The following is a 19,038-nucleotide window of genomic DNA, read 5'->3' on the forward strand; positions in this document are numbered from 1 at the left end:
ATCAGAGACCAGCGGCTCGGCGGAGCTCCTCGGCCCGGTCGGTGCGCTCCCACGTGAAGTCGGGCAGCTCGCGACCGAAGTGGCCGTAGGCGGAGGTCTGGGCGTAGATCGGGCGACGCAGGTCGAGGTCCTCGACGAGCGCACCTGGGCGGAGATCGAACGTCGAGAGGATCGCCTCGATGATCGTGGCGTCCGCCACCGTGCCGGTGCCGAAGCTCTCGACGTAGAGGCCGACCGGCTCAGCCTTGCCGATGGCGTACGCGATCTGCACTTCGAGGCGATCGGCGAGTCCCGCCGCGACGGCGTTCTTCGCCACCCATCGCATGGCGTACGCGGCCGAGCGGTCGACCTTCGAGGGGTCCTTGCCGCTGAAGGCGCCGCCACCGTGGCGCGCCATGCCGCCGTACGTGTCGACGATGATCTTGCGTCCGGTCAGGCCAGCGTCGGCGCGGGGCCCTCCGTCGATGAAGCTGCCTGACGGGTTGACGAGGAAGGTGGGCTCGGCGTCAGCGAAGCCGTTGCGCTCCAGCACCGGGCGGACGACGTGCCTGATGACGTCTTCGCGGATCTGCGCCTGCTCGAGACCAGGGTCGTGCTGCGTGGAGACCACGACGGTCTCGATGGAACGGGGCACGCTCCCCTCGTAGCCGACGGTGACCTGCGTCTTGCCGTCTGGGCGCAGGTAGGCGACCTCGCCGGACTTCCGGACGGCCGCGAGCTGCTGCGCGAGCTGGTGCGCGAGGTGGATCGGCAACGGCATGAGGGCGTCGGTCTCTCGGGTCGCGTAGCCGAACATGATGCCCTGGTCTCCCGCGCCCTGCTTGGCGATCGCGTCTTCCGAGCTCTCGGAGCGGTGCTCCAACGAGGTCGTCACGCCCTCGCCGATCTCGGGAGACTGCTCTCCGACCGAGATCGAGACGCCGCACGAGGAGCCGTCGAAGCCGACGTCGCTCGACGTGTAGCCGATCTCGCTGATGGTGCGCCTGACGATGCCGGCGATGTCGGAATACGCCTTGGTCGTGACCTCACCGGCGACGTGCACCTGGCCCGTCGTCACGAGCGTCTCGACGGCGACGCGGGACGCCGGGTCCTGGGTCAGGAGGTCGTCGAGGATGCGGTCGGAGATCTGGTCGCAGATCTTGTCAGGGTGACCCTCGGTGACCGACTCAGAGGTGAACAGGCGAAGAGAAGACAAGAAGAACCCCTTGCGGTGAGTGTTGCGGCTGCTGGTTGGCGACGCCGGCGTGGCTAGACGTTGGCGAGCAGGTCCAGGATGACATCGGCCACCGACATCTTGTCGCCAGTGTGACGCGAGACAACGTCGCCAGACGCTGCGAGGATGAAGACCGAGTTGTCGTCCGACTGGAAGCCGAGGCTCCAGCCGACCCTGTTGACGACGAGGTAGTCGCATCCCTTCCTCGCGATCTTGGCCCGACCGAGCTCGAGGAGCGCAGCGTCGTCGGTCTCCGTCTCGGCCGCGAAGCCGATGATGACCTGATCGGCACCACGTGACGCGGACAGATCCTGCAGGATGTCGGGGTTGCGGGTGAAGGTGAGCGTCAGCTCCTCGCCCGCCTGCTCCTTCTTGATCTTGCCCTCGGCGACGGTCAGTGGCCGGTAGTCCGCGACCGCCGCGGCCATGATGACGACATCGTGACGTGGGGCGATCTCGGCGCAGGCCTGCGCGAGCTGCTGCGCGCTCGAGACGGTGACGAGCTTGACCCCGTCGGGTGGCCGGACCTCCGCGTTGGCGGCGACGAGGGTGACCTCAGCGCCACGCGCGAGGGCACGCTCAGCGAGAGCGAAGCCCTGCCTCCCGCTCGATCGGTTGCCGATGAACCGCACGGGGTCGAGCGGCTCGCGGGTGCCTCCTGCAGTGATGAGGACGCGCCTCCCGCGGAGGTCGCTCACCAGTTCCGCCTCGCGGCGGCGTCGACGTTCGCCGCGTCCGGCGCTCAGGATCGTCGCAACGATCTCGGAGGGCTCCGCCAGGCGACCTGGCCCGGAGTCGTTGCCGGTCAGCTGTCCGTCGGCCGGACCGACGAGCACCACTCCACGTGCGTCGAGACGGGCCGCGTTGGCCTGCGTCGCCGGGTTGAGCCACATCTCCGTGTGCATGGCTGGCGCGAGGATGAGCGGGGCCGTCGACGCCAGGATCGTCGTGCCGAGCAGATCGTCGGAGAGACCGGCGGCGATCTTCGCCATGGAGTTCGCGGTCGTCGGCACGACGGCGATGACATCAGCCTGCTGGCCGAGCGCGACGTGCCGAACCTCAGCGACGTCGTCGAAGACGTCGGTTCGAACGGGATTTCGCGAGATGGCCTCGAACGTCGGACGGCCCACGAACCGCAGCGCGGACTCCGTGGGCACGACGTCGACGTGATGGCCGAGGAGAACGAGATCGCGGATGACCTGCACCGCCTTGTAGGCGGCGATGCCGCCCGTCACGCCGATGACGACGCGCATCGGCTGCCCGTCAGACGCATCGGTCTGGTGGGCGGCAGCCGGATGCGCGCCAGCGATCTCGCTCACGGTCGTGCTAAGCCTGCGGTGCGTCGTCTTCGAAGTTGATCTCGTCGTCGAAGACGATGACGTCGTCCGGCGTCTCGAGCGGACGCGCCTCGACCATGACGATCTTCTGCTCGTTGATCTCGTGCAGCGCGATCGAGAGCGGCTTGTCGTCGATCGAGGAGTCGATCAGCGGGCCGACGTTCTGGTAGATCGCACCGTCGTGGAGGTCGGAGTAGTAGTCGTTGATCTGACGCGCGCGACGCGATGCGAAGATGACCAGCTGGTACTTGTTGTCGACGCGCTGCAGCAGCTCGTCCATGGGCGGGTCAATGATGCCCTTGGGCTTCTCAATCATGCGTGCTCCTTGTTCAGTCCCAGATGTTCGACTACGCGTGCCGCAGCCTCAGGCACGGAGTCGTTGACGACCAGTGCATCGAACTCGTCCTGGGCGGCGAGTTCGATCTTCGCGGTTTCGAGGCGCCGAGCCTGTTCTTCGGGTGATTCCGTGCCGCGCCCCACGAGGCGCCGCACGAGCTCGTCCCAGCTCGGAGGCAACAAAAATACCAGTCTAGCCTCAGGCATGCGCGATCTGACCTGTCTGGCGCCCTGAATGTCGATTTCGAGGAGGACGGATCGGCCGGAGGAGATGGCTTCGTCGATGGGGCCGCGCGGAGTGCCGTACCTGAAGGCGTTGTGGACGGTCGCGTACTCGAGAAGCTGCTCCTGGTCGACGAGCCGGTCGAAGCCGGCGTCGTCGGTGAAGTGGTAGTTGACGCCGTCGACCTCGCCGGGCCGGGGTGAGCGCGTCGTGGCGGAGACGGAGAGCTCCACTTCTGGGTAGTGCTCGCGGATGTAGTTGGCGACCGTGCCCTTGCCGACTGCCGTGGGGCCAGCCAGGACCACGAGGCGATTCCCCGTGCTCTGCGCACCGAGTCGCTCCTCCAGGAAGGCGCGGAGGCGGATGCGCTGGTTGCGGCCGAGCCCCCCGAGGCGCTTGGACGGCGAGATGGCCAGCTCCTCGAGGATGCGGGCCTGCTTGGTGGCTCCGATGTGCGGGATGCTCAGCAGGAACTGGGTCACGCGCAGCGAGTGCTCGGCTGCGTGTTCCGGGGACTGGCTCGCGTCGAGCACCGAGATGGGGCTGCGAGCGCCGGTCGCGAGCGCTCGTTTGACCTCCGCCCGGGCCTGGCGGGCGAGGACCGCGGCCCTGGAAGCGGCGACGCGGTCGACGGGGGGTGGCACCTGGGTCATGAGAGGGCGTTCTCCAGCTCTGCGGTCTGCTGGTCGATGGCGCCGGCGATGCCATCGGGTCCTGCAGCCAGGACGCTCCGGGAGACGTTCACGATGAGTGATTCGGTGGCTGCACCGAACGTGCTTCTGATCTGCGCGAACTCGGCCCCCTGGTGGCCGAAGCCCGGAGCGAGGATCGGGGTACGGGGTGCGCCGCCGAGGGCGGGGAGGTCGACGCCGAGGGTGTCGAAGTCGACGGTGCCGCCGAGGACGACCCCGACCGAGCCGAGGTCACCGCTCGCGTGCTGCGCGTTCCAGGCGACCGCACGATTGGCGATGCCTCCCGCGACGGTCTCACCGCGCTGCGTTCCACGATCACGGCGAGCCGTCTGGATCGAGGTCGACTCTGGGTTCGACGTCGCAGCGAGCACGAACAGCCCCTTGCCGAGCCGCTCGGCGAGCTCGAGCGCCGCGGCGAGCGAGTCGAAGCCCTGGTAGGGGTTCACCGTCATCGCGTCGGCCTCGAGCGGAGACCCCGCTTCGAGCCAGGCCTTCGCGTAGGCCTCGAGGGTCGTGCCGACGTCGCCGCGCTTGACGTCGGCGATCACGAGCAGGCCCGCGTCCCGAGCCGCCGCGAGGACGGACTCGAGCGCCGAGAACCCCGCAGAGCCGAAGCGCTCGAAGAAGGCGATCTGCGGTTTGACGACGCCGACGCGCCCGGCAGCGGCCTCGACGACGCGAAGGCCGAACTCCTCGGCTCCGGTCGCGGTGTCGGGCAGCCCCCACGAGGCGAGCAGGAACTCATGCGGATCGATGCCGACGCAGAGTCGGCCCCGCTCCTCCACGGCGTGCTGGAGTCGCGGGCCGAACCCGCCCACTCCAGCACGCGACGCCATCGCTGCAGTCAACTAGCTTTCCCCCCTCTGGGTGTTGTACTCCTGCAGGCTCGTGACGGTGAATCCGCTGCGGAGAGCGGAGAGGGAGCCGACGGCGGCGGAGAGCTCCGAGATCGTCGTGAAGATCGGCAGGTCGGCGGAGACCGCAGCCATGCGGATCTCGTAGCCATCGGCTCGAGACGCCCGGCCGGATGGGGTGTTGATGACCATGTCGACCTCTCCCCCGTGGATCATGTCCACGATGTTGCGGTCCTGGCCCGGCGTCGTTCCATCCGGAGAGTCCGGGGTGAACTTGCCGACGACCTTCGCCGAGATGCCGTGGCGGGCGAGGACTGCTGCGGTGCCCTCGGTGGCGGCGATCGAGAACCCGAGTTCCACGAACTTCGCGACGGGCAGGACGATGGCGCGCTTGTCGCGGTCGGAGACGGATACGAAGACCGTGCCCGACTTCGGGAGGCCACCGTAGGCGGCGAGCTGGCTCTTCGCGAAGGCGGTCGGGAAGTCCGTGTCGATGCCCATGACCTCGCCGGTCGAGCGCATCTCCGGGGAGAGCAGCGAGTCGACGATGCGGCCGTCCTTCGTGCGGAAGCGCTTGAACGGGAGCACTGCTTCCTTCACCGCGACGGGACTCGACGCAGGCTGGTGCGTGCCGTCCTGCTCGCGCAGGAGGCCTTCCGCCTTGAGCTCCGCGATGCTCACGCCGGTCATGACGCGTGCGGCGGCCTTGGCGAGCTGGGTTCCGAGCGCCTTGGAGACGAAGGGCACGGTCCGGGAGGCACGCGGGTTGGCCTCGAGCACGTAGAGCTTTCCTCCGGAGAGGGCGAACTGGACGTTGAGCAGGCCGCGCACCCCGACGCCCTCCGCGATGGCCAGTGTCGCGTCGCGGACGTTGTTTAGGACGGCGCTCGAGAGCGTGACGGGAGGCAGCGTGCAGGCCGAGTCGCCCGAGTGGATGCCCGCCTCCTCGATGTGCTCCATGATGCCGCCGATGTAGAGCTCGTCGCCGTCGAACAGCGCGTCGACGTCGATCTCGGTCGCCTCGTCGAGGAAGCGGTCGACGAGCAGCGGGTGGGCGGGGCCGACGATCGCCTGGCCCTCGATACGCGAGAAGTAGTCACGCATCTGCTCGGCGTCGTAGACGATCTCCATGCCTCGGCCACCGAGCACGAAGCTCGGGCGGACGAGGACCGGGTAGCCGATGCCGGTGGCCACTTCGAGCGCGCCGTCGAGGTCGGTCGCCGTGCCGTTCTCCGGGGAGATCAGGCCAGCGCGGTCGAGGACACCCGAGAACAGGCCGCGTTCCTCCGCGAGGTCGATGGCGGCGGGGCTGGTGCCGAGGATCGGCACGCCAGCGGCCTCGAGGCCCTTCGCGAGGCCGAGTGCCGTCTGACCGCCGAGCTGCACGACGACGCCGAGCAGCTCGCCTGCTCCGCGCTCGACCTCGACGATCTCCAGCACGTCCTCGAGCGTGAGCGGCTCGAAGTACAGCCGGTCGCTCGTGTCGTAGTCGGTCGAGACCGTCTCCGGGTTGCAGTTGATCATGATGGTCTCGAAGCCGGCGTCCGAGAGTGCGAACGACGCGTGCACACACGAGTAGTCGAACTCGATGCCCTGGCCGATCCGGTTCGGGCCGGAGCCGAGGATGATGACCTTCCGCCGGTCGCTCGGGGTGACCTCCGACTCCTGGTCGTAGCTGGAGTAGTGGTAGGGCGTGAATGCGGGGAACTCGCCGGCGCACGTGTCGACCGTCTTGAAGACCGGGCGCACGCCGAAGTTGTGGCGGATGGCGCGGACCTCGTCCTCGCTGAGCCCGCGCAGCTCGGCGATCTGCGCGTCCGAGAACCCGTGTCGCTTTGCGTTGCGGAGGAGCCGCGCGTCGACGACGTCGGCGGAGGCGATCTGATCGGCCACCTCGTTGATGAGCACGATCTGGTCGATGAACCAGGGGTCGATCGCCGTGGACTCGAAGACCTGCTCCGGCGTCGCACCCTTCCAGAGCGCGCGCTGGACGTTGACGATTCGGCCGTCGGTCGGGACCTTGATGATCTCGAGCAGTTCCTCGACCGAAGCCTCGTCGGCAGCCCAGGTGAAGGAGGACCCTCGCTTCTCCAGCGACCGCAGCGCCTTCTGCAGCGCCGTCGAGAAGTTGCGGCCGATGGCCATGGCCTCGCCGACCGACTTCATGGTCGTCGTCAACGTCGTGTCGGCGGCGGGGAACTTCTCGAAGTTGAAGCGCGGCACCTTGACGACCACGTAGTCGAGCGTCGGCTCGAAGCTGGCGGGCGTCACCTTCGTGATGTCGTTCGGGATCTCGTCGAGGCGGTAGCCGATCGCCAGCTTGGCGGCGATCTTCGCGATCGGGAAGCCCGTGGCCTTCGAGGCGAGCGCCGACGAGCGGGAGACGCGCGGGTTCATCTCGATGACGATGATGCGGCCGTTCGAGGGGTCGATGGCGAACTGGATGTTGCATCCGCCCGTGTCGACGCCGACGAGGCGGATGATCGCGATGCCGATGTCGCGAAGGCGCTGGTACTCGCGGTCGGTGAGCGTGAGGGCCGGGGCGACCGTGATGGAGTCGCCCGTGTGGACGCCCACCGGGTCGACGTTCTCGATGGAGCAGACGACGACCGTGTTGTCGGCCGTGTCGCGCATGAGCTCGAGCTCGTATTCCTTCCAGCCGAGGATCGACTCCTCGAGGAGCACCTCGCCGGTCGGGCTCGACTGGACTCCATCGGCGACGAAGCGGATCAGGTCCTCTTCGTTGTAGGCGAAGCCCGAACCGAGGCCGCCCATCGTGAAGGACGGCCGCACGACGAGCGGGTAGCCGAGGTCCTCGGCGAAGCCGATGGCCTGCTCGACGCTCGTCGCGATGTGCGAGCGCGCGACCTCTGCGCCGGCCTCGATGACGAGGTCCTTGAAGATCTGGCGGTCCTCGCCGCGGCGGATGGCCTCGACCTTGGCGCCGATGAGCTCGACACCGTGGCGCTCGAGGATGCCCTGCTCATGGAGGGCGATGGCGGCGTTGAGCGCCGTCTGTCCGCCGAGGGTGGGGAGGATCGCGTCGGGGCGTTCCTTGATGATGATCGACTCGATGATGTCGGGGGTGATCGGCTCGACGTAGGTGGCGTCTGCGAAGTCCGGGTCGGTCATGATCGTCGCGGGGTTCGAGTTCACGAGGATGACGCGGACGCCCTCCTCGCGGAGCACTCGGCAGGCCTGCGTGCCCGAGTAGTCGAACTCGGCAGCCTGGCCGATGACGATGGGGCCGGAGCCGATGACGAGGACGCTTGAGATATCTGAGCGCTTTGGCATGCTTACGCGTTCTCCTGGCCGTTGGTGTGGGTGGATGGGGAGGCGAGGTGCTCGAGCACCATCTCCCTGAACTGGTCGAAGAGCGGCGCGGAGTCGTGGGGGCCCGCCGCCGCCTCTGGGTGGAACTGCACGCTGAACGCCGGGATGTCGAGGCAGCGGAGGCCTTCGACGACCTGGTCGTTCAGTCCGATGTGACTCACCTGGGCGCGCCCGAAGCCTGCTGGCGTCTCGACGGGCCCGTCGAGCGGTGCCTGGACCGCGAAGCCGTGGTTCTGCGCGGTGATCTCGATGCGTCCCGAGAACGTGTCCACGACGGGCTGGTTGATGCCGCGATGCCCGAAGGGGAGCTTGTAGGTGTCGAACCCGAGTGCGCGGCCGAGCAGCTGGTTGCCGAAGCAGATGCCGAAGAAGGGAGTCCCGTCGCGGAGGACGTTGCGGAGCAGCTCGACGTGGGCCTCGCTCGAGGCAGGGTCTCCCGGTCCGTTCGAGTAGAAGACGGCGGTCGGTGCGAGCTCGCGGAGCTGCTCGATCGTCGTGGCGTGCGGGAGCACGTGCACGTCGAAGCCGCGTTCGGCGAGCGCCTTGATCGTCGCGGTCTTGATACCGAGGTCGATGATCGCGACGGATCCGATGCGCTCGGTTCCCGTGGAGGGGTGCACGACGGCCTCCGGCGTGGAGACGAGGTCGCTGAGGTTGCGTCCCGCCATGGTCGGCTGGGAGCGCACCTTCTCGAGCAGGGTGACGTCGTCGGCCGCGGCCGCGTCTCCCGAGAAGATGCCGCCTCGCATCGAGCCTTCGCTGCGGATGCGGCGCGTGAGCGCCCGAGTGTCGACACCGGAGATGCCGACGATGCTCGTCGACGTCAGCGCGTTCTCGAGGGTGTCCTCTGCGCGCCAGTTGGAGACGACGCGGGAGGGGTCGCGCACGACGTAGCCGTCGACCCAGATCTGGCGCGACTCCATGTCCTCGTCGTTGACGCCGGTGTTGCCGATGTGCGGAGCCGTCTGCACGACGATCTGGCCCGCGTAGCTCGGGTCGGTCAGGGTCTCCTGGTAGCCGGTCATGCCTGTCGAGAAGACGACCTCGCCAAGCGTCTCGCCGACGGCGCCGTAGGCGTCGCCCTCGTATCGCGTGCCGTCCTCCAGAACGAGCACGGCGGGAATTGGTGGCGTCATGAGGACTCCTCGGTCGTGGGGGCTGGTGTCAGCTGCAGCGAATGCAGCGCGGTCTTGAGCTGTTCGCGCGCCGTGGCGTCGACAACTCGGAGTGAAGTCTCGACGCTCACGCGCGGGTTCGCGTGCTCGTCGGCGGGCAGGAGCCAGCGGATGATCGTCAGGCCGCCGTTCTCGACTACGCGGTCGATCGTGACGGTGCCGTCGATCGTCGCCTCGATGTCTCCCGCTGGGATGAAGAAGGCGCGTTCGCCGGCGATCCGGACGACTGGCCCCTCACGGAGCACGGTGACCTCCGCTCGTCCTCGGAAGCCGAGCGGGGGCACGACGATCCGGTCAAGCGCGTCGCCCGTGCGGCTTGTCGAGACGTAGTGGACGTCGTGCCAGTGTCCGAGCGGCTGCTGCGTCGAGTGCGGCGCTTCGAGGGGCGACGAGAAGCCGGCCTGCCCTCGCACGCGGCGTCGCCAGCCGAGCCACATGAGCACGACGATGATGAGGAAGGCGACGATCGTGAGCGTCGCGGGGAGTACGCGATCGTCCATCAGGCGAGGTCCTTCGCTCTGGCCTTGGCGGCGTCAGCGGCACCCTCGGCGGACAGCAGCGCGCCATCGTCCAAGGTGCGTGTGCCCCGGTAGACCGTGTGGACGACCCGGCCGGGCAGCGGCATGCCGAGGAAGGGCGAGTTGATGCTCTTCCCGCCGAGCGAGTCCGTCGTGAAGTCGGCGGTGGGAGCGGGGTCGTAGAAGACGAGGTTGGCGAGCTCGCCGGCCGCGACGGGGCGGCCTGAGATGGCATCGCCGCCGATTCGGGCTGGGGTCTCCGACATGATCCGGGCGACGTCCGCCCACGTGAGCGCGCCGGTGTCGACCATGGTGTGCTGCACGACGCGCAGGGCTGACTCGAGGCCCACCATGCCCATCGCAGCCTGATCCCACTCGGTCTCCTTGGCGTCAACCGGGTGCGGTGCGTGGTCGGTTGCGACGATGTCGATCGTGCCGTCGGCGAGCGCCTCGCGCACGGCGATCACGTCGTCCTGGGTGCGCAGCGGCGGGTTGACCTTGAACCTCGCGTCGTAACCGCGGACGAGCTCCTCGGTCAGCAGGAGGTGGTGAGGCGTGACCTCCGCAGTGATGTCGATGCCTCGCGACTTGGCCCAGCGGACGACGTCGACGCCCTCCCTGGTCGAGACGTGGCAGACGTGGAGGCGCGACCCGACGTGGTCGGCGAGGAGCGCGTCGCGCGCGATGATCGATGATTCGGCGACGGCGGGCCACCCGCCGAGACCGAGCTCTGCGGAGAGGGGGCCCTCGTTCATCTGCGCGCCGGCCGTGAGGCGCGGGTCCTGCGCGTGCTGTGCGACGACGCCGCCGAAGGCCTTCACGTATTCGAGTGCGCGGCGCATGATCAGGGGGTCGAAGACGCACTTGCCGTCGTCCGAGAACACCCGGACCTCGGCGTTCGACTGGGCCATCGCCCCGATCTCCGAGAGCTGCTCTCCCCCGAGCCCGACCGTGACGGCGCCGATCGGTCGCACGTCGGCGTAGCCGGCGGATCGGCCGAGCGCCGCTACCGCCTCGACGACGCCGGCGGTGTCCTGCACCGGTGAGGTGTTCGCCATTGCGAACACCGTCGTGTAGCCGCCGAAGGCCGCTGCGCGTGTGCCGGTCAGGACGGTCTCGCTCGACTCGAAGCCCGGCTCGCGCAGGTGGGTGTGGAGGTCGACGAGCCCGGGGAGCAGGACGAGTCCCTCGACATCGATCACGCTCTCCACGCTCTCGACGCCGATCGTGCCGGCCGGCGCGACCTCGGTGATCGTCGTCCCGCTGACGAGGACGTCGACGGGGTCGACGCCAAGCAGCTGGGCGCCTCGGTACAGCGTGGTCATGGTGCCTCTCTCGTTTCCTTGGCCCTGGTTCACGAGCCGCTCCCCGCACGTTCGCCTGAGCAGAGCACGTAGAGCGCTGCCATGCGGACGGCGACGCCGTTCGCGACCTGCTCGAGCACTGTCGACTGCGGTGAGTCGGCGGCGATGGAGGATATCTCCAGGCCTCGGTTCATCGGGCCCGGATGCATGACCATCGTAGTCTCGGGCAGGCTTCGGAAGCGGGCCTCGCCGAGGCCCCAGTTCTTCGCGTACTCCCTGGTGTTCGGGAAGAACGCGTCGTGCATCCGCTCAGCCTGGATGCGCAGGAGCATGACCGCGGTTGGCTTGGTCGCGAGCGCGCCGTCGAGGTCGCTCGTGATGGTCGCTGGCCAGGCCTCCGTGCGGACCGGGACGAGCGTCGGGGGTCCGACGAGCGTGACCTCGGCGCCGAGCGTGGTCAGGAGCCAGACGTTCGACCTGGCGACACGGGAGTGCAGGATGTCGCCGACGATCACGACGTGGCAGCCGTCGAGGCCCTTGCCGCGTGCCGCAGCGCGCCCGTGGACACGTCGGCGCAGCGTGAAGGCGTCGAGCAGGGCCTGCGTCGGATGCTCGTGCATCCCGTCGCCGGCGTTGAGGATGGGGGCGTCGATCCAGTCGCGCTCGGCCAGCAGCTGCGGGGCCCCGCTCGAGGGGTGCCGGATGACGACGGCGTCGGCGCCGATGGCCTTGAGGGTCTGGGCCGTGTCCTTGAGCGATTCTCCCTTCGAGACGCTCGAGCCCTTGGCCCCGAAGTTGATGACATCGGCGGACAGGCGCTTCTCGGCTGCCTCGAAGGAGATCCGCGTGCGCGTCGAGTCCTCGTAGAACAGGTTGACGACGGTGATACCGCGCAGGGCGGGGAGCTTCTTCACCTCGCGGTCGCCGACGTCGGACATGTCCTCGGCCATGTCGAGGAGCATGATGGCGTCGTCGCGCGACATGCCCTTCGTGGAGAGCAGGTGCTTCATGCGCGAGCTCCGTCCGTGATGACCACGCGGTCGCCGCCGTCGAGCTCGGTGAGCTCCACGCCGATTCGCTCGCTCCGTGCGGATGGCAGGTTCTTGCCCACGTAGTCGGCGCGGATGGGCAGCTCCCGGTGGCCTCGGTCGACGAGCACGGCCAGCTGCACGGCGCGCGGGCGGCCGGTATCGCTCAGCGCGTCGAGCGCAGCGCGCACGGTCCGACCCGAGAAGAGCACGTCGTCGACGAGCACGATCGTCTTGCCGTCGATGCCGCCGACGGGGATGTGCGTCGGCTGCGAGACGCGCGCCGGGCCCCTCCGCAGGTCGTCGCGGTACATCGTGACGTCGAGAGCACCGGCGATATCGCCGGCTTCGACGTGGGTTCCGTTCGAGGCCTCGAAGCCAGCGATGAGGCTGGCGAGGCGCTTCGCGAGAGGAACTCCGCGGCTCGGGATGCCGAGCAGGAGCAGGTCCTTCGACCCGCGGTTCTGCTCGAGGATCTGGTGCGCGATGCGCACGAGGGCTCTGTGAACGTCGTCGTGATTCAGCACGGTTCGCTGGGACACGTCGACCTCCTTCCCCGCCTCACTGGACGGTGTTAAAGGATGTCTGGACTGGAGCCGCCGGGACTGCAGGCGAGCTGCAGGGGATCCGGTCGGCCGGAACCCGACTGGGGCCTGGGCCTCCACCGCTCTCGCGGCATCGACCCAGGCCACCAGCCTAGCACCGGGCTACTGCTCGCTGATGCGGCCGAGCACTCCGTGGATGAACTTGCCCGACGCATCCGTCGAGTACTCGCCAGCTGCGCTGACCGCCTCGGTGATGGCGACCGCAGCGGGGATCTCGTCGTTGTACTTGAGCTCCCAGATGGCGACCCTGAGGATCGACCTGTCGAGGGCCGGCATGCGCTCGAGCGTCCAGTCGCGGGCCGTCTCGACGATGTAGCCGTCGATCTCGTCGGCGTGCTCGATGACGCCGAGCACGATCTCCCTGGCGTAGCGCCAGCTCGCGGCGCGGTCGGGCTCATCTGCTGCCCGTTCTGCTTCCTGTCCGAGGAGCTCCGGAATCGGGGTCCCCCGCACATCCGACGCGAACAGGATGTCCATGGCGCGCTTGCGCGCCTTCGTGCGCGCGCTCACTAGTCGTTGACGCGGCCCAGGTAGTCGCCCGTGCGGGTGTCGATCTTGACCTTGGTGCCGGCGTTCAGGAAGAGCGGGACCTGGATCTCGGCACCCGTCTCGACGGTCGCAGGCTTCGTGCCGGCGTTCGAGCGGTCGCCCTGGAGGCCCGGCTCCGTGTACGTGATCTCGAGGACCACGGACGGCGGGAGCTCGATGTAGAGCGGCTCGCCCTCGTTGAGCGCGATCTGCACGCTCTGCTGCTCGAGCATGTACTTCGCGGCGTCGCCGACGATCTTCTCGTCGAGCGTGATCTGGTCGTAGTCGCTCTGGTCCATGAAGACGTAGCCGTCTCCGTCGCGGTAGAGGTACTGGAAGTCGCGCCGGTCGACGGTCGCGGTCTCGATCTTGGCGCCAGCGTTGAACGTGCGGTCGACGGTCTTGCCGCTGACGACCTGCTTGAGCTTGGTGCGCACGAACGCACCACCCTTGCCGGGCTTCACGTGCTGGAAGTCGATGACCTGCCAGAGCTGTTTCTCGATGAGGAGTACAACGCCGTTCTTGATGTCTGCCGTAGTTGCCATGGAAGTTTCTCCGTGTCCATCCCGCGGTGCTGCGGGATTCTTCAGTTATTGGCACCTGGTTGAGGTACGCGCGAGCTGTCGGCGCGAGGCGTTTGCCCCAGCGGCCCCGGAGAAGTCTAGTGCAGGGTCTCTGGAGAGGGCCTCGTCGCCTCGCTCATCGCCCGAATGGCCTCGAGCGCGGCGAGGTACGAACCTGCGCCGAGCCCTGCGACGACGCCGGTCGCGACCGGCGAGATGACACTCGTGTGACGGAAGACCTCACGAGCGTGGGGGTTCGAGAGGTGCACCTCGATGAGCGGGGTGCCGGTCTCCGTCACGATGGAGACCGCATCGCGCAACGCGATCGAGTAGTGCGTGAGGGCTGCGGGATTCAGGATGACCGGGGTGCGTGCGTCGGCCGCCTCGTGCAGCCACTCGACGAGCTGCCCCTCGAAGTTCGACTGGCGGGCATCGATCTCGACGCCGCTCCCCGCTCGCTCGCGGAGGAGTTCGATGATGTCGTCCAGGGTCTGGGTGCCGTAGGTCTTGGGCTCGCGGGTGCCGAGCCGGTTGAGGTTCGGGCCGCCGAGGACGAGGATGCGCATGCCGGCCAGTCTAGCGATCGGCCTCAGGCGTACGCGGCGGTCGGCGCCACCGAGGCGTCTGCGGTGATCAGGCCGTTGCTGATGAACGCGTTCCACACCCCGTTGTCGTCGACGCCCGTCGTGACCTGGTCAGCGTGGGCCTTGATGGCGTCCGGGGCGTTGCCCATGGCGATGCCGATGCCCGTGACCTGGAGCATCTCGACGTCGTTGATGCTGTCGCCGATGCCGATCGTGTCAGCCGGGTCGAGATCCAGGATCCTGCAGACCTCGAGAATCGCGCTCCCCTTGTTGACGCCGAGCTGCAGGAGCTCCCCGCTTTGGGGACCGAGAACCGGCACGGTGGCGTTGATGACGTCGAAGCGCCCCGCGAAAGCGGCGCGGATCTCGGCGATCGACGTGGCCGCGCTCAGGAAGCACATCTTGCCGATGTCGTCGCGCAGCACCTCGCCTCCATTGTCGAAGAACTTCTCGAACTGCAGCTCGCCGTCAGACTCGACGCGGTTCGAGTCGGCGACCTCGGCCGCGAGGAGTTGGCGCAGATGCGCGCGGAACCCCGGGCTGGCGACGACGGCGGCGTCGCTCTGCACGTAGAAGTCGATGCCGGCGCCCGTGAAGAAGTCGATGGCGAACGCGGCGTCCTCGAGGGACATGGTCCGCGAGACGCGGGTCTCGCCATCGAGCCAGACGAAGCTCCCGCCGGCGCTCACGATCCCATCGAAGCCGAGGTCGAGGATCTGCGGGTAGATCTCGCCGCGGGACCGGCCGGTGCAGATGAAGAGCAGGTGTCCCGCGTCCCGGGCTCGGGACACGGCTTCGACGGTCGAGGGCTGGATGTGCTCCCGCTCGTCGATGAGCGTGCCGTCGATGTCGAGGAAGACGATGCGCCTGGTCAACTGTGGATCCTCCTGCTCGATGGATGCGGTCACTGCGTCTGCGTCCCGCGCGAGCGAGGCATGCCGTCAGGTCCGCCGTCCAGGCTAGACGATGTCGCGAGCGGTCCCGGCCGAGCATGCTGGCGCGGCTGCTCGCCTGCCCGTAGCCTCGAATCCATGACCGCGGAACCTGGACCAGCCACCGAGGAGCCGGCGCTGCTGCCGACGGTCGCGCAGGCCACCTCCGCGCTGATGGCGAGCTGGCCCGCTCTGGATGAGCGGCGAATCGGCGGATGGCGCCTCGGATTCGCAGAGGGATTCACGAGGCGCGCGAACAGCGTGTGGATGCTCGGCCCGGCCGAGGACACACAGCTCGCGCTCGGCGCCGTCGAGGAGGCGTATCGCGTTCGTGGACTCCCCAGCCAGTTCCTCGCGACGGGGTCGGCGGATGCCCGCGACGTCGCGGCCCTCGAGGCGTTCGGCTACTCCCCCACGCTGACGGGCAGGATCCTCGGCCGCTCGCTTCGCGGCGGAGTACCGGCAGCTCTCGAGGGCGAGTCGGGCGGCGGCGAGTCGTCCGGCGACCTCGTCGCGGTCACGCAGGCTGGTCCCGAACTCCCCCCGGACTGGCTCGACGCCTGGCTCAGCTGGAGCGACCGCAGACTGGCGCGCGACCGGCGCCTCGCCCCGCGCATCCTCAGCTCAGGAGGGTCGAGCTTCCTCGGCGTCCGGCAGGAGAGAACGCTTGTGGCGCTCGCTCGGGTCACCGTGGTCGACGGCACCGGGGTCATCGACTGCCTGGTCACCCAGAGCGCACACCGAGGGCGAGGCCACGGTCGGCTGCTCCTGCGCCATGCCCAGCAGGAAGCGGCTCAGCGCGGTGCGACCTCCTGCCTCGCGATGGTGGTCGAGAGCAACGCCGTCTCCCGGCGGCTGTTCCACCGAGCAGGCTTCACGGCGCTGAGCTCGTTCACCTACCTGCAGGCGCCGGAGCGCGTGAGCTGCTGCTGACCGGCGGCCGGCGCAGACCTAGCTCGCGATCTCCTGGTACGCGGCGAACAGCAGGCTCTCGTCCGGCGCCTGCATGATCGTGGGACGGCCGAGCCCGTCGAGCACGACGAAGCGCAGCATGGCTCCGCGAGCCTTCTTGTCCCGACGCATCGTCGCGAGGAGCGTCTTCCAGCGGCCGGCCGGGTAGCTCGTGGGCAGGCCGAGCAATTCGAGGATGGACTTGTGTCGATCCGCCGTGGCGTCGTCGAGGCGCCCCGAGAGGCGGGCCAGCTCGGCGACGAACGCCATGCCGATGGAGATGGCGGCGCCATGACGCCATTGGTACCGTTCCGCGTTCTCGATGGCGTGGCCGAGCGTGTGCCCGTAGTTGAGGATCTCGCGCAGGCCCTGCTCGGTGAAGTCCTCGCCGACGACCCTCGCCTTGACGCGGATCGCGAGCTCGAGCACCCGCAGGAACTCGGGCGTGGTCGGGTCGGTCGCGCGCTCCGGGTCGCGCTCGATGATGTCGAGGATCTCGGGCTCGGCGATGAAGCCGGCCTTCACGACCTCGGCGAAGCCGGCCAGCAGCTCGTTGCGAGGGAGTCCGGCCAGGATCTCCGGGTCGATGACGACCCCCGCCGGCGGGTGGAAGGAGCCGACGAGGTTCTTGCCCTCGTTGGTGTTGAGGCCCGTCTTGCCGCCGATGGCCGCGTCGACAATGGCGAGCACCGTCGTCGGCATGTGCACGACCTTGACACCCCGGAGCCACGTCGCGGCGATGAAGCCGCCGATGTCGCTCGTCGCTCCCCCGCCGATCGTGATGACCGCGTCGGACCTCGTGAAGTCGGCCTGGCCCAGGATCTGCCAGCAGAACGCCGCGACCTCGATGCGCTTCGCTCCCTCGGCATCCGGGATCTCCGCGATGAGCACCTGGTTGTACTCGCCGACAAGCTGCTCGCGCACCCGCTCGGCGACATCCGCCAGGTGGGGCGCGTGCACGATCAGGACCTTGGCGACGCCCTCCCCGAGGAGGCCGGGGATGACCGCAGCCGCCTCGCGGAACTGACCAGCCCCGATGATGATGTCGCCGTGGGCGCCGGGAACCTCGATGATCTCAGGCAACGTCGCTTGGTCCTTCCTTGGTCTGCTGCTCCAGCCACTCCGCGATGTCTTCGACGACGCGGACCATGGGCCGGAATGAAGTGTCGAACGTCGCATCCGCGAGACGTTCGTAGGTCTCGCGGCGTGCTTCGTAGATCTGGGTCCAGCTCTCGATGCCCGTGATGAGCGGGCGCTTCGCGTTGCCGGTGATGCGCTCGGCGATAGCGGCGGGAGTCGCCGTCAGGAGGATGACGGTGTGCCCGCCGAGGCGGGACTGGGTCTGCGCATCCATCACGGCACCACCACCGAGCGACAGGACCTCGGTGGTCTCGAGGTGCTCGGCGATGACGTCCCGCTCGAGACGCCGGAACTCGGCCTCCCCGTGCTCGACGAAGATCTCGGGGATCGCGCCGTGGCGCGCGACGATCACCTTGTCGGTGTCGACGTAGCTCACGTCCAGCACCTTGGCCAGGCGTCGGCCCGCCCTCGACTTGCCCGCGGCAGGCGGGCCGATGAGCACGACGCTCATACGCGCCACTCGCTGAGCGAGTCCCCCATCGGCGTCTCGTCGACGGGACCGGCCTGCAGCTCGGCCTCGGAGACGGACTCGCTCGACGTGCGCAGCAGCGGCGGGATGCTCGCGAGGTAGCTCTCGATATTTCGCTTCGTCTCGCCGACGGAGTCGCCCCCGAACTTCTCGAGGATGGAGTCGGCGATCGTGAGGGCCACCATCGCCTCGACGACGACACCGGACGCTGGGACCGCGCAGACGTCGGAACGCTGGTGGTGCGCAGCCGCATCCGCGCCCGTCGCCACATCGACGGTGTGGAGGGCCTTCGGGACGGTCGCGATCGGCTTCATGCCGGCCCGGACTCGGAGCACCGTGCCGGTCGCCATGCCGCCCTCGATGCCACCTGCACGGTCGCTGGAGCGGACGATGGAGCCGTCGCGGACGTACAGCGGGTCGTGCGCCGCGGTGCCTGGACGACGTGTGGTCTCGAAGCCGTCGCCGACCTCAACCCCCTTGATCGCCTGAACGCTCATGAGCGCCTTCGCGAGTCGCGCGTCGAGGCGGCGATCCCAGTGCACGTAGGAGCCGATGCCGGGCGGCAGGCCCCAGACGAGCACCTCGGTCACGCCACCGAGCGTGTCGCCGCTCTTGCGGACCTCATCGATGAGGGCGACTGCGGCAGCGGAGGTCTCCTCGTCGAACACGCGAACCGGATCCGCGTCGATGGCGGCCAGGTCGCCGTAGGCGGGCAGCGGCGCGTCCTCGGGCACACGGACCGTCCCGATGGCGAGCGTGTGGCTCAACGTCGTGATCCCGAGCTCCGAGAGGAAGCGCTTCGCGATCGCGCCGAGCGCGACACGCGCCGCCGTCTCGCGTGCGCTCGCGCGCTCGAGGACCGGGCGCGCCTCGTCGAAGCCGTGCTTCTGCATGCCGATGAGGTCGGCGTGCCCCGGTCGCGGGCGCGTGAGCTTCGCACCGCGTCCCGTGTCGAACACAGCCGCGTCGACCGGCTCGGGGCTCATGACCTCGACCCACTTGGGCCACTCGGTGTTGCCGATCCGGATGCCGATCGGCGACCCCATCGTGAAACCGTGCCTGACGCCGGCGGACAGCGTGAGCTCGTCCTGCTCGAACTTCATTCGTGCGCCTCTGCCGTGGCCGAGCTTCCGGCGGGCGAGGTCGGTGCGGAGATCGTCGAGGGAAAGCGGGACACCAGCTGGGAGTCCCTCGAGGATCGCAAGGAGTTCTGGGCCGTGGGATTCCCCGGCCGTGAGCCATCGAAGCATTGG

General features: G+C 68.6%; 19 protein-coding genes. 1 reads left to right on the top strand and 18 read right to left on the bottom strand.

The features are described 5' to 3' along the window. Window position 1: 1 nt before the first annotated feature. From metK to ITJ61_RS02480, 15 genes are all read right to left on the bottom strand, one after another. Window positions 2-1,195, bottom strand: coding sequence for a methionine adenosyltransferase (gene metK, locus ITJ61_RS02410; RefSeq protein ID WP_194685343.1), 1,194 nt, complete (start codon window positions 1,193-1,195; stop codon window positions 2-4). 53 nt (window positions 1,196-1,248) lie between these two features. Next, entirely contained in the window at window positions 1,249-2,466 is a 1,218-nt protein-coding gene (gene coaBC / locus ITJ61_RS02415) for a bifunctional phosphopantothenoylcysteine decarboxylase/phosphopantothenate--cysteine ligase CoaBC (protein WP_104242053.1), read from the bottom strand. A gap of 73 nt (window positions 2,467-2,539) precedes the next feature. After that, on the bottom strand, window positions 2,540-2,866 hold the full coding sequence (gene rpoZ, locus ITJ61_RS02420) for a DNA-directed RNA polymerase subunit omega (RefSeq protein WP_068484449.1): 327 nt from the start codon (window positions 2,864-2,866) through the stop codon (window positions 2,540-2,542). Next, window positions 2,863-3,762: a guanylate kinase gene (gmk, locus tag ITJ61_RS02425; protein WP_104298784.1), complete on the bottom strand. Its 900-nt coding sequence runs from the start codon at window positions 3,760-3,762 to the stop codon at window positions 2,863-2,865. The genes rpoZ and gmk overlap by 4 nt, the downstream gene beginning before the upstream one ends. After that, the gene (pyrF, locus tag ITJ61_RS02430; RefSeq protein ID WP_104241267.1) at window positions 3,759-4,637 is read right to left on the bottom strand and encodes an orotidine-5'-phosphate decarboxylase; all 879 of its coding nucleotides are present in this window, start codon (window positions 4,635-4,637) and stop codon (window positions 3,759-3,761) included. Before pyrF ends, gmk begins: the two co-directional genes overlap by 4 nt. A gap of 12 nt (window positions 4,638-4,649) precedes the next feature. Further along, complete coding sequence (carB, locus tag ITJ61_RS02435; RefSeq protein WP_104306640.1) at window positions 4,650-7,949, bottom strand: carbamoyl-phosphate synthase large subunit; 3,300 nt, start codon at window positions 7,947-7,949, stop codon at window positions 4,650-4,652. Between the two features lie 2 nt (window positions 7,950-7,951). Next, the gene (carA, locus tag ITJ61_RS02440) at window positions 7,952-9,124 is read right to left on the bottom strand and encodes a glutamine-hydrolyzing carbamoyl-phosphate synthase small subunit (protein WP_104341043.1); all 1,173 of its coding nucleotides are present in this window, start codon (window positions 9,122-9,124) and stop codon (window positions 7,952-7,954) included. Next, entirely contained in the window at window positions 9,121-9,663 is a 543-nt protein-coding gene (locus ITJ61_RS02445) for a hypothetical protein (RefSeq protein WP_194685344.1), read from the bottom strand. The genes carA and ITJ61_RS02445 overlap by 4 nt, the downstream gene beginning before the upstream one ends. Then, window positions 9,663-11,006: a dihydroorotase gene (locus ITJ61_RS02450; protein WP_194685345.1), complete on the bottom strand. Its 1,344-nt coding sequence runs from the start codon at window positions 11,004-11,006 to the stop codon at window positions 9,663-9,665. Before ITJ61_RS02450 ends, ITJ61_RS02445 begins: the two co-directional genes overlap by 1 nt. 29 nt (window positions 11,007-11,035) lie before the next feature. Further along, the gene (locus tag ITJ61_RS02455) at window positions 11,036-11,995 is read right to left on the bottom strand and encodes an aspartate carbamoyltransferase catalytic subunit (RefSeq protein WP_104241272.1); all 960 of its coding nucleotides are present in this window, start codon (window positions 11,993-11,995) and stop codon (window positions 11,036-11,038) included. Then, window positions 11,992-12,555 (bottom strand): bifunctional pyr operon transcriptional regulator/uracil phosphoribosyltransferase PyrR, encoded by a 564-nt coding sequence (gene pyrR / locus ITJ61_RS02460; protein ID WP_104241273.1) that lies wholly within the window; start codon window positions 12,553-12,555, stop codon window positions 11,992-11,994. Before pyrR ends, ITJ61_RS02455 begins: the two co-directional genes overlap by 4 nt. A 165-nt stretch (window positions 12,556-12,720) precedes the next feature. Further along, complete coding sequence (nusB, locus tag ITJ61_RS02465) at window positions 12,721-13,128, bottom strand: transcription antitermination factor NusB (protein ID WP_068484434.1); 408 nt, start codon at window positions 13,126-13,128, stop codon at window positions 12,721-12,723. Continuing rightward, complete coding sequence (efp, locus tag ITJ61_RS02470) at window positions 13,128-13,691, bottom strand: elongation factor P (protein ID WP_104241274.1); 564 nt, start codon at window positions 13,689-13,691, stop codon at window positions 13,128-13,130. Before efp ends, nusB begins: the two co-directional genes overlap by 1 nt. Window positions 13,692-13,807: 116 nt before the next feature. Then, entirely contained in the window at window positions 13,808-14,275 is a 468-nt protein-coding gene (aroQ, locus tag ITJ61_RS02475) for a type II 3-dehydroquinate dehydratase (RefSeq protein ID WP_104306642.1), read from the bottom strand. A 23-nt stretch (window positions 14,276-14,298) separates the two neighbouring features. Then, window positions 14,299-15,168, bottom strand: coding sequence for an HAD family hydrolase (locus tag ITJ61_RS02480; protein ID WP_194685346.1), 870 nt, complete (start codon window positions 15,166-15,168; stop codon window positions 14,299-14,301). Window positions 15,169-15,324: 156 nt separating this feature from the next. Between ITJ61_RS02480 and ITJ61_RS02485 the strand changes: the two genes are divergently transcribed. Further along, window positions 15,325-16,158, top strand: coding sequence for a GNAT family N-acetyltransferase (locus tag ITJ61_RS02485; protein ID WP_194685347.1), 834 nt, complete (start codon window positions 15,325-15,327; stop codon window positions 16,156-16,158). Window positions 16,159-16,176: 18 nt separating this feature from the next. Here ITJ61_RS02485 and aroB read toward each other — a convergent pair whose 3' ends face one another. From aroB to aroC, 3 genes are read right to left on the bottom strand one after another with little or no spacing between them, the layout of a single operon-like run. Next, window positions 16,177-17,259 (bottom strand): 3-dehydroquinate synthase, encoded by a 1,083-nt coding sequence (aroB, locus tag ITJ61_RS02490; RefSeq protein WP_228496571.1) that lies wholly within the window; start codon window positions 17,257-17,259, stop codon window positions 16,177-16,179. Then, a complete protein-coding gene (locus ITJ61_RS02495; RefSeq protein WP_104241279.1) occupies window positions 17,252-17,767 on the bottom strand; it encodes a shikimate kinase in 516 nt (171 codons plus the stop codon). Before ITJ61_RS02495 ends, aroB begins: the two co-directional genes overlap by 8 nt. Next, complete coding sequence (gene aroC / locus ITJ61_RS02500) at window positions 17,764-19,035, bottom strand: chorismate synthase (RefSeq protein WP_104241280.1); 1,272 nt, start codon at window positions 19,033-19,035, stop codon at window positions 17,764-17,766. The genes ITJ61_RS02495 and aroC overlap by 4 nt, the downstream gene beginning before the upstream one ends. Between the last annotated feature and the right edge of the window lie 3 nt (window positions 19,036-19,038).

Source organism: Pseudoclavibacter sp. VKM Ac-2888 (assembly GCF_015351285.1).
GTDB lineage: Bacteria > Actinomycetota > Actinomycetes > Actinomycetales > Microbacteriaceae > Pseudoclavibacter.